The sequence below is a fragment of the Vibrio sp. ABH4_348 genome, from assembly GCF_056159765.1.
Genome location: NZ_JBSWVW010000001.1, coordinates 2,273,646 through 2,284,724 on the forward strand (window position 1 = coordinate 2,273,646; position 11,079 = coordinate 2,284,724).

An 11,079-nucleotide genomic window follows, 5' to 3' on the forward strand; every position below is an offset into this window, starting at 1 on the left:
CTAAAGTACAAGGATTTGGGCTAAGGCATGTTGACCTTATGTTTTTGGAAAAGCGCTGAGACAAAACAGGTGAAATTGCCTATTATAGCCAGCCGTTTAATGGCTAGAGACATACTATGTGGTTTAAAAATGCGCTGGTTTACCGATTCAATCGCGACATTTCTTTCAATGCAGATGAGTTAGAAAAACAACTGCAAGAATTTCGTTTCACGCCATGTGGCAGCCAAGACAAACAAAAATTTGGTTGGGTATCGGCGCTGGGTCAACACGGCGATATGCTTACCCATGTTTCTGAAGGTCGCTTGCTGATTAAAGCGCGCAAAGAAGAAAAAATGCTACCTGCTTCTGTCATCAAAGATTCATTAAATGAAAAGATCAATGCACTGGAAGCACAAGAAGGTCGTCCTCTTAAGAAAAAAGAAAAAGACAACCTAAAAGCTGACATTGTGATGGATCTTCTGCCAAGAGCATTCAGTCGAAGTGCTCACATCCCGGTCATTATTCTCCCCAAAGAACAGTTGATTATTGTCGATACTGGAAGCTACAAAAAAGCCGAAGAAGTGCTAGCGTTACTGAGAAAATCTATGGGTAGCTTGCCTGTAGTACCGGCTATTCCTGAGCAAGCCATCGAAACCAACCTAACTCAATGGGTGGTAAATGGCGATGCGCCGACTGGTTTTTCTTTGTTAGAAGAAGCAGAACTTCGTTCAGTCCAAGAAGATGGCGGCATTGTCAAAGTTAAAAACCAAGAACTCACCAGCGACGAAATTCGCCAGCATATTGATGCTAACAAAGTGGTAACTAAACTCGCGCTAGATTGGTCTGGCAAACTAGAATTTGTGTTAGCGGATGATGCTTCTATCAAACGCCTCAAGTTTAGTGACGACCTTCGTGATGAAAATGAAGATATCCCTCGTGAAGATCAAGCTGCTCGCTTAGACGCAGACTTTTCTTTGCTGTGTGGGGAGTTATCCATCTTCTTGCCTCAGCTTTATCAAGCTCTCGGTGGACTACCAGAGTCTAACTCAGCGACATCATAATCTAGCTCAAGAATCTGTTAACAGCCCACCTTGGTGGGCTGTTTTTTTGTGATATACCCAATCCCCTTTCCCTAATTGTGGTTTTCACGTAAAATTCGCCACCCGAATTCCACTAGGTGGAATGACCCTGACTTGAAATCAGACTGAAAAAGAGATTTAACATGAGCAATGACACACCTTTTGTACCGGAGCTATTGTCACCGGCGGGTAGCTTAAAAAACATGCGTTACGCTTTTGCCTACGGTGCCGATGCAGTATATGCCGGTCAGCCTAGATACAGCCTACGTGTTCGCAACAATGAGTTTAACCACGAGAACTTAAAAATCGGTATTGATGAAGCCCACGCTCAAGGCAAAAAGTTCTATGTGGTGTGTAACATTCAACCGCATAACTCAAAACTCAAAACCTTTATCCGCGATTTAAAACCCGTGATTGATATGGGCCCAGACGCGCTAATTATGTCTGATCCAGGTCTCATCATGATGGTACGCGAAGCTTTTCCTGACATGGCTATTCACCTTTCGGTACAGGCCAATGCGGTAAACTGGGCGACGGTTAAGTTCTGGGCGTCACAAGGTGTCGAACGTGTCATTGTTTCTCGTGAATTGTCACTAGAAGAAATCGAAGAAATTCGTAAACAGTGCCCTGAAACGGAACTGGAAGTCTTTGTTCACGGTGCACTATGTATGGCCTACTCGGGACGCTGTTTGTTGTCTGGCTACATGAACAAACGCGATCCTAACCAAGGCACCTGTACCAATGCGTGTCGTTGGGAATACAAGGTCGAGCAAGGAAAAGAAGATGCAACAACGGGTCAAATTGTTGAGCAGTTTGATCCAACATCTCAGCAAGCTCAAGCCATTGAAGTTCAAGAGGAACGTCCGGAAACCACCATTGGTGCCGGTAAGCCAACGGACGAAGTTGTGTTGTTATCTGAAAGCCATAAGCCAGAAGAGAAAATGGCCGCATTCGAAGATGAACACGGCACTTACATCATGAACTCTAAGGACTTACGTGCCATTCAACACGTTGATCGCCTGACTAAGATGGGTGTTCATTCACTTAAGATTGAGGGCCGTACTAAGTCTTTCTACTACTGTGCTCGTACCGCTCAGGTTTATCGCAAAGCCATCGATGATGCCGTTGCTGGCAAGCCGTTTGATGAGACTCTGATGTCGACTCTAGAGAGCTTGGCACACCGTGGCTATACCGAAGGTTTCTTGCGTCGCCATACTCATGACAGTTATCAAAACTACGACTACGGCTACTCTGTATCGAACTCTCAGCAATTTGTTGGCGAGTTTACCGGTAAACGCCGTGGTGAATTGGTAGAAGTTGAAGTGAAAAACAAGTTCTGCGTGGGTGATACGCTTGAGCTGATGACACCAAAAGGCAACGTGATCTTTAAACTGGAGCAAATGGAAAACCGAAAATCCCAAGTGATTGACGATGCCAAAGGCAACGGCCACTTCGTGTTTATCCCTGTCCCAGAAGATCTCGATCTTAACTTTGCACTGCTTATGCGCAACCTTCCTGAAGGTCGCGATACAAGAAACCCAACGGCAAAAAGTGCTTAAGACTAAGCTAATTATTAGTGAAAACTAGATAAGCGGCTCGCGTTAAGTGAAGGGAGAAAATCCCTTCACTTGTTCTCTTTGTCGCCAAGATTTGGGCCGCCGCTGAGAATATGGTAAATTCTCGACCTTAGATTTTAGTGTGCTCGAATGGATCGCGAGTACCCTGTGCGTTACAAGATTGAGTACCACTATGGCTTTAATAATCACTGATTCCTGCATCAACTGTGACATGTGTGATCCCGAGTGTCCAAATGGCGCTATCACAATGGGCGATGAAATCTACGAGATCGATCCTCTGCTGTGTACCGAATGCAAAGGCCACTACGAAAAACCAACCTGTCAGTCGGTGTGCCCAATTACCAAGTGTATTATTGTCGACCCCGACAATGTTGAAACGGAAGAGCAATTACTAGAAAAGTTTGTGGTTATTCAAGGTCTAGCTTAGTCATTCGAGACTGTGTTGCTCAAAGGTTAGCTTAAGAGTCACTCATCATCTTCTGACAAATTTCAGGTGGAATCTTAGGTTTTCGTTTTTTGGCCACCTTAGTACTTGGTTTGTCGATGCTCTTAGGCTGAGGACGCCAACTTAACAACTCTTGCCCACAGCCATCACCCTCTGGTGGCATTGCTTGATTTTGACAAGACACACTGCCTTCTGGGCACGATAATCTGACGTGCATGTGGTAGTGATGCCCCCACCAAGGCCTAACCTTTCGTAACCAATCTCTTTCTTGTTGTTCAGCTTGGCATAGCTTTTCTTTGATGACAGGGTGAACAAATATTCTGGCGACTCGCTTGTCTAATGCCGCCGTTTTCACCAAGTCCATATGCTGCTCTTGCCACAAGTTTTTTTTCAATTTGTAGGCTTTCAAGTCAACCAAACTGATCGGCTCCGGTTTACTCAATTCGGAATCAGACAACCTGCCCTGTTCTAATCGAAGCCAAATATCGACATCGAGTCCGGTTTGATGACTGGAATGACCGGACGAAAATCGCCCGCCTTGTGGTAGCGAAATATCACCAATCAGAATCTGAATCCCCTGACTTTCAAAAACACCTTGTGCCAACTGCTCTACAAAACTGATGGTTTCTGGATGACCGTAGTAACGAGCTCGTTGAGGCCGCAGAATTTGATAACCAACACCGATTTCTGGCAAGGCCTTAGCACCCTGTAAACAGCCATTGGCATAACTCCCCACAGAACTAGGAGAAGCATTCCACGGGTGTGAAACTTGCTCCCAATGGGTAGAAGCAGATGTCGAAAATGAAAAGAGTGATACAACAGAAGAGACGATTAGCTTTTGGGAAAATCCAGTCCAAAGGTGTAATAGCGCTTTAAAACTAGGTGATTGTTTGAATTGAGTATACAGACGATCAAAGAATTGCACATTAGCCTCCCTAGTGAATCATGTTCACTAGGGATAAATGACCCGGCAATTAACCGTAGTGATTGGCATTATCGTAGTACTGATTGGGCTTAAGTGCGGTAAAGATGACTGCCACATCCACATTTTCACCAACCAGATCACGAACTTGTTTAGTAATTTCTTGTGCGCACGCATCTTGTGCTTCTTGGCCACGCTCAAACCACAGTACTTCAACAAACGGGTACGCGCTATCCACTTCCCCTTCACTAAAAAAGGTCGTGTAGATGTATTCAAAGGTGAAATCCTCGCGAGGACAATCCATTAATGGTTGTAGTTCATCGGTAATGGTTTTGGACAGGGCTTGGACCGTTTGCGGTTCGACTGCTCGAAATCGTAGGTGTGGCATTGTTACTTCCTTTTGTTTTTTTATATTGCTCAACAGCAGTATACGCCTATCTCCATGTTCGACAAATACACTTGATTCCACAGAAATGGATGTATAAAAAAACCGCTGAACAAACAGCGGTTTTTGAAAGTTATACCGAAATGGCTTTCTAAGGCATTTCGTCGAACTCAGCACCTTCTTTTTCTACTTCAGGTGGCATTAGATGTTCTTTAGTAATACCCAGTTTCAACGCAAGGTTTGATGCCACGTAGATAGACGAGTACGTACCAACCGTAATACCCAATAGCAGAGCGGTAGCAAAACCGTGAATCATGGCACCGCCTTGGGTAAACAAGGCAATGACTACGAACATTGTGGTACCTGAGGTAATCAAGGTACGGCTCAAGGTTTGAGTCACAGAGCTGTTGATGACCTCTGTTGGTTCACCTTTGCGCATCTTGCGGAAGTTCTCACGAATACGGTCAAATACAACGATGGTATCGTTCAATGAGTAACCAACAACCGTCAGCAATGCCGCAACAATGGTCAGGTCCACTTCAATTTGCAGTAGTGAGAATATGCCAAGTGTAATAATGACATCGTGAGCCAGTGCTAATACCGCACCGGCCGCGAGACGCCACTGGAATCGCATCGATACGTAAAGCAAGATACAGATCAAGGAAACTAGGATTGCCAAGCCACCTGCTTCTGTCAGCTCATCACCAACATTGGGACCCACAAACTCGATACGACGCATTTCAACGTTTTCACCCGTACCAGAGCGAATCGCGTCCAAGATCTGGTTACCCAAAGTTTCGCCAGCAACACCTTCACGAGGTTGCAGACGAACCAGTACATCACGCGCCGTACCAAAGTTTTGAACTGTCGCGTCGCCAAATCCTGTTGCCTCTAGCGAGCTTCGGATTTTCTCCAAATCAGCGGGCTGCTCAAAACCGACTTCAATCAGGGTACCACCGGTAAAATCCAGTCCCCAGTTAAGCCATTTCGTGGATAAGGTAAAAATCGATGCACCAATCATCAAAGCCGACAATACAATCGCCAGCTTCGACCAGCGCATAAAATCGATAGTATTGGTTGTTCTTAAAATCTGAAACATAACTCTTCCAATTCTATATCGACAGCTTGCTCAATCGCTTACCACCGTACATCAGGTTCACGATACAACGTGTACCAATAATAGCGGTAAACATAGAGGTCAAAATACCAATCGACAGCGTAACTGCGAAACCTTTGATAGCACCAGTACCAACGGCGAATAGAATGATCGCCGTAATCAAGGTAGTGATGTTCGCATCTGCAATGGTGCTAAATGCGTTAGCGTAACCTTGGTGAATGGCTTGTTGAGGGTTTCGTCCCTCGCGCAGTTCTTCACGAATACGTTCAAATATCAGAACGTTGGCGTCGACTGCCATACCTACCGTCAATACGATACCCGCAATACCAGGTAGGGTCATGGTTGCTCCTGGAATCATCGACATAACACCAATGATCAACACTAGGTTTACTGCCAATGCCACATTCGCAATCACACCAAAGCTGCGGTAGTAAATCAAAGTAAACAGCATCACCATTACCATACCCCAGATACAGGCTTGTACACCCATACTGATGTTTTGTGCACCCATAGATGGGCCAATGGTACGTTCTTCAACAATCGAGATTGGCGCAATCAACGCACCTGCACGAAGCAGTAGCGCAAGGTTATGAGCTTCGGCTGTAGAGTCAATTCCGGTAATACGGAACGAAGAACCCAATGCAGTTTGAATCGTCGCTTGGTTAATCACTTCTTCGTGTTTGTCGAGGATGACTCGACCTTCGTCGTTACGCTTACCGCTGTCTTTGTACTCAGCAAATACCGTGGCCATCAATTTGCCAACGTTGTTCTTAGAGAACGCTGACATCTTATTGCCGCCTTCGCTATCTAGGCTGATATTTACTTGCGGACGACCGTACTCATCGACACTTGAGCTCGCATCAGTGATGCTCGAGCCCGATAGAATCACGCGCTTTTTAAGCACAACTGGACGACCATCACGGTCAAGCTTAACTTCGCTACCAGCTGGCACACGGCCTTGCGCTGCCGCAGCGATATCTGCACGCTCGTCAACTTCACGGAATTCTAGTGTCGCAGTTGCACCAAGGATTTCCTTAGCACGAGCGGTATCTTGAACACCTGGAAGTTGCACAACAATACGAGAGGCACCTTGACGCTGCACTAGAGGCTCGGCAACACCAAGTTCATTTACACGGTTACGCAAAATGGTAATGTTTTGTTCAACCGCGTAATTGCGAATTTCTTGAATACGTTGTTCAGTAAAGGTGGCAACGAGAGAAAAATTACCATTGCGCTCTGAATCAACAAAAATCATGTCAGGGTGTTTTTCTTCAAGCAGCTGTTTTGCCTGAGCAAGCTGCTCTGCATTACGCAAAACCACTTCCACTCCTCCAGCATCAGCTGGACGGATAGAACGGTAACGAATTCGTTCTTCGCGCAATTCGCTGCGGAACGCTTCTTCTTGCTGACCAACCAATTTTTCCATTGCTGCGTCCATATCCACTTCCATCAAGAAGTGAACACCACCGCGCAAATCCAAGCCAAGTTTCATTGGCGCTGCACCTATACTATCCAACCAGTTAGGTGTAGCAGGTGCCAGGTTGAGGGCAACAACAACGTCTCGACCAAGCGATTCTAACAGTACGTCACGCGCGTTAATCTGCGTGTCGGTGTCGTTGAATCGAACTAGGATTGAACCTTCTTCGAGAGCAATTGATTTTTGAGACAACCCTTTTTGATTTAGGGTTTGAGTGACAGTATCCAGCGTTGCCAAATCAACAGAGGCGCCACGCGCCCCTGTAATTTGAATAGCTGGATCTTCACCGTATAGATTTGGAATTGCGTATAACGCTGCAACTGCGATGGTTAACACCACCATCAGGTACTTCCACAAAGGATAACGGTTTAGCACAGCAAACATCCTTAAGCCGTTCTTATAGAGACTTCAGCGTACCTTTTGGCAATACAGCTGAAACAAAGTCTTTCTTGATCACAACTTCGTTGTTCAAGTTCAGTTCAATCGAGATGTAGTCATTGTCTTCAGAGATTTTTGTGATTTTGCCAACAAGACCACCACCAGTGAGTACTTCATCCCCTTTTGACATCGACGCCATTAGATTCTTATGCTCTTTTGCGCGCTTTGCTTGTGGGCGGTAAATCATGAAGTAAAAAATAACAGCGAACATGGCTAGCATGATCACCATTTCGAAACCGCCACCTGCTGCACCTTCAGCTTGAGCGTATGCCTTGGAAATAAACATGTACTATTCCTCTATGATGTTTATTGATACCCCACAACTTGGGGTAGTTGGCGTCAGATTCAACGAGCAATTACTTGAATAGCGATCGCAATCTCAAAAATGACGCGCGTTTGATTAGTTTTTATCTTATTCACCAGAACCAATTGGTGGGACTTCGCGGTCACGACGAGCGTAGAACTCTTCTACAAACTGGTCGAAACGGTCTTCATCAATCGCTTGGCGGATGCTTTCCATCAGGCGCTGATAATAACGTAAGTTATGGATGGTATTTAAACGCGCACCCAAAATTTCGTTACAGCGATCAAGGTGATGAAGATACGCTTTAGAATAATTCTGACAGGTGTAGCAATCACAATGCGGATCAAGTGGCGACGTGTCGTTCTTGTGTTTGGCATTGCGAATCTTAATCACACCGCCAGTCACAAACAGATGACCGTTACGCGCGTTACGAGTTGGCATCACACAGTCAAACATATCAATACCACGACGAACGCCTTCAACTAAGTCTTCAGGTTTACCAACACCCATCAAGTAACGAGGCTTGTCTTCTGGCAATTGAGGACAAGTATGCTCAAGCACCTTGTGCATCTCTTCTTTTGGCTCACCAACGGCAAGACCACCTACCGCATAACCGTCAAAACCGATGTCCGTAAGGCCTTTAACAGAAGCGTCACGCAAATCTGGGTAAACACTGCCCTGAACAATACCAAATAGAGAATTGGGGTTTTCTAGCTTGTCGAAATGATCGCGCGAACGCTGAGCCCAGCGCAGTGACATTTCCATCGATTTTTTGGCTTCCGAATGCGTCGCAGGGTATGGCGTACATTCATCAAAAATCATTACGACGTCTGAGCCTAGATCTTTCTGAATTTCCATGGATTTTTCTGCATCCATGAAAATTTTGTCACCGTTGACCGGATTGCGGAAATGCACACCTTCTTCGGTGATTTTGCGAATGTCGCCCAAGCTAAATACTTGGAAACCGCCTGAGTCAGTCAAGATTGGACCGTGCCAGTTCATGAAATCGTGCAAGTCACCGTGCATCTTCATGATTTCTTGGCCAGGGCGTAGCCACAAGTGAAAAGTATTGCCCAACAAGATTTCCGCACCGGTACCTTTAACCTCTTCAGGGGTCATTCCTTTAACCGTACCGTAGGTACCTACTGGCATAAATGCTGGGGTTTGTACTGTGCCACGCTCAAAGGTCAATTGACCACGACGCGCCGTACCATCGTTCATTTTCAGTTCAAATTTGAGTTTCATTGTACCTCCAGATGTCAGAGAAACAGTCTGACAAAACAAAAAGTGCCGGAATATGTCCGACACCTTAGCGATGAATCTATTTCATCAATCTCAGCACGGGATTATACCCGAGTATTTTCACTGGCGCTTAGCTTTTGGTTTGCTTGTTGATGAACATAGCGTCACCGTAGCTAAAGAAGCGGTATTTCTCATTCACCGCATGTTGGTAAGCGGCCATCGTATTGTCGTAACCAGCAAAAGCACTTACCAACATAATTAACGTAGATTCAGGCAAGTGGAAGTTAGTGATTAGGCTGTCTACCACTTGGTATTGGTAACCTGGGTAAATAAAGATTTCTGTGTCACCAAACAAAGGCGCTAAGTTGGTACCTTTTTTCTTAGATTCTTGAGCTGCACTTTCTAAAGAGCGAACTGAGGTTGTACCGACCGCAATTACCCGACCACCTCGCTGTTTGGTGGCCGCAATCGCATCCACCACCTCTTGCGATACTTCAACGTATTCGGCGTGCATGTGATGCTCTTGGATGTTATCAACCTTTACAGGTTGGAAAGTGCCAGCGCCAACGTGCAGCGTGACGTACGCAAATTCAACACCCTTGGCTTTGATATCTGCAAGCAGCTTTTCATCAAAATGAAGACCAGCAGTCGGCGCCGCCACCGCACCCGGTTTTTCATTGTAAACCGTTTGATAGCGCTCTTTGTCTGAGTCTTCATCTGGGCGATCAATATAAGGTGGCAATGGCATATGCCCCACACTTTCCAGCACTTCAAGAATGCTTTTTTCACCTAGAATTTTTAACTCAAACAGCGCGTCGTGACGCTTAACCATTTCAGCTTGAAACTCGTCACTCTCGCCTAAAAAGATAATGCTGCCTGGTTTTGGTGACTTGGAGCAGCGAACATGAGCAAGCAAGCTGGTCTCATCGAGCATGCGCTCAACCAAAATCTCTAACTTACCGCCCGACTCTTTGCGACCAAATACTCGTGCAGGGATCACGCGTGTATTGTTAAACACCATTAAGTCGCCAGGATTGAGCTGATCAATCACATCTTTAAACGTACCGTCAGTCAGCGAGCCGGTGTTGCCATCCAGCTGCAACAATCGACTTGCGGTACGCTCTGGCTGAGGGTAACGCGCTATCAGTTCGTCAGGTAAATCAAAATGAAAATCGGATACTTGCATGGGTTTTTGTCTTACATCAGTGAAAAAGTATCTCGTTGTTAGATACGCTAACAACAAGCAGTAAACATCTCGGTTAACCGGTGCCGCTATCCCGACTTTGGGTAAGCCTTAAAACCGAAATGAACAAATTTTTAGCAGCGGCATAGTATAGATTGAGTCGTGACAAAGACAACCGATAATCCGACGTTAATTGTAACTAAGCAATTTAGTAATTAGCGACATTAGTCGCATTGAACAAAATAGCTAGGTTCTAAATTTAAAGAAACACCAATAGAGAACATTGAATTGAGTTAACTAAACCACACAGGCTAATGCCCAACGGAGGCTATCATGATCAAAATCGAAGACATGATGACGCGTCAACCGCACACGCTACTGCGCTCAGATACCCTGCAAGACGCTATATCCATAATGGAATCGCACGACATTCGGCATGTGCCAATCGTGGATGAACAAAACAGATTGGAAGGCATAATTAGCCATAGAGATGTACTCGCCGCGCAAGATTCTAAACTACAACCCACTGCTATTAACCCTTCTATTGCGCTCGCTTCTTCCCTTGAAAGTGTGATGGGCAAAAACTTAATTACTGTTGCTCCCAAAGCGGGTTTGAAACAGTGCGCCATTTTGATGCAAAAACACAAAATTGGCTGCTTACCTGTGGTAGAACAACGCAAACTCATTGGCATTATCACAGATACAGATTTTGTCTCGATTGCCATTAGTCTAATTGAACTGCAGGAAGAGTCAGACCCTGAGGAAAGCTGGTAGAAACTTGATAACCGAAGCTTCTATCGGTCACTGTTTTTACTGTATCAATTTGATTTGAATAATCTTTCTTTTTGCCCTTGGTTATACACTGCAAAAACACGCACCATTATTAAGCAAACTCTCAGTTAATTGCTATAAATAATAGTGTAGCCGTCAC

General features: G+C 45.3%; 11 protein-coding genes. 4 read left to right on the top strand and 7 right to left on the bottom strand.

Annotated elements, in window-relative coordinates; all coding sequences use genetic code 11:
* Positions 1-116 precede the first annotated feature (116 nt).
* From rdgC to ACXAFJ_RS10430, 3 genes are all read left to right on the top strand, one after another.
* Positions 117-1,040, top strand: a complete 924-nt coding sequence (gene rdgC, locus ACXAFJ_RS10420; RefSeq protein WP_475323252.1) for a recombination-associated protein RdgC — start codon at positions 117-119, stop codon at positions 1,038-1,040.
* Positions 1,041-1,201: 161 nt separating this feature from the next.
* Positions 1,202-2,617, top strand: a complete 1,416-nt coding sequence (trhP, locus tag ACXAFJ_RS10425; RefSeq protein ID WP_475323253.1) for a prephenate-dependent tRNA uridine(34) hydroxylase TrhP — start codon at positions 1,202-1,204, stop codon at positions 2,615-2,617.
* Between the two features lie 190 nt (positions 2,618-2,807).
* Positions 2,808-3,062, top strand: coding sequence for a YfhL family 4Fe-4S dicluster ferredoxin (locus ACXAFJ_RS10430; RefSeq protein WP_475323255.1), 255 nt, complete (start codon positions 2,808-2,810; stop codon positions 3,060-3,062).
* A gap of 31 nt (positions 3,063-3,093) precedes the next feature.
* Here ACXAFJ_RS10430 and mepA read toward each other — a convergent pair whose 3' ends face one another.
* The 7 genes from mepA to queA all read right to left on the bottom strand — a co-directional run bounded on the left by mepA (position 3,094) and on the right by queA (position 10,151).
* Complete coding sequence (mepA, locus tag ACXAFJ_RS10435; protein ID WP_475324109.1) at positions 3,094-3,912, bottom strand: penicillin-insensitive murein endopeptidase; 819 nt, start codon at positions 3,910-3,912, stop codon at positions 3,094-3,096.
* A 142-nt stretch (positions 3,913-4,054) separates the two neighbouring features.
* On the bottom strand, positions 4,055-4,390 hold the full coding sequence (locus ACXAFJ_RS10440) for a DUF1904 domain-containing protein (RefSeq protein WP_475323256.1): 336 nt from the start codon (positions 4,388-4,390) through the stop codon (positions 4,055-4,057).
* 148 nt (positions 4,391-4,538) lie between these two features.
* A complete protein-coding gene (gene secF, locus ACXAFJ_RS10445; protein ID WP_475323257.1) occupies positions 4,539-5,486 on the bottom strand; it encodes a protein translocase subunit SecF in 948 nt (315 codons plus the stop codon).
* Positions 5,487-5,499: 13 nt separating this feature from the next.
* Positions 5,500-7,356 carry a protein translocase subunit SecD gene (gene secD, locus ACXAFJ_RS10450; protein ID WP_475323259.1) on the bottom strand — a complete coding sequence of 619 codons (1,857 nt, stop codon included), beginning with the start codon at positions 7,354-7,356 and terminating at the stop codon, positions 5,500-5,502.
* A 22-nt stretch (positions 7,357-7,378) separates the two neighbouring features.
* Positions 7,379-7,705, bottom strand: a complete 327-nt coding sequence (gene yajC, locus ACXAFJ_RS10455) for a preprotein translocase subunit YajC (protein ID WP_475323260.1) — start codon at positions 7,703-7,705, stop codon at positions 7,379-7,381.
* A gap of 126 nt (positions 7,706-7,831) precedes the next feature.
* On the bottom strand, positions 7,832-8,968 hold the full coding sequence (gene tgt, locus ACXAFJ_RS10460; protein ID WP_475323262.1) for a tRNA guanosine(34) transglycosylase Tgt: 1,137 nt from the start codon (positions 8,966-8,968) through the stop codon (positions 7,832-7,834).
* Positions 8,969-9,095: 127 nt separating this feature from the next.
* Positions 9,096-10,151 carry a tRNA preQ1(34) S-adenosylmethionine ribosyltransferase-isomerase QueA gene (queA, locus tag ACXAFJ_RS10465; protein WP_475323263.1) on the bottom strand — a complete coding sequence of 352 codons (1,056 nt, stop codon included), beginning with the start codon at positions 10,149-10,151 and terminating at the stop codon, positions 9,096-9,098.
* A 330-nt stretch (positions 10,152-10,481) separates the two neighbouring features.
* On the opposite strand from queA, the gene ACXAFJ_RS10470 reads away from it, so the two are divergent.
* Positions 10,482-10,922: a CBS domain-containing protein gene (locus ACXAFJ_RS10470; RefSeq protein ID WP_475323265.1), complete on the top strand. Its 441-nt coding sequence runs from the start codon at positions 10,482-10,484 to the stop codon at positions 10,920-10,922.
* Positions 10,923-11,079: the final 157 nt, after the last annotated feature.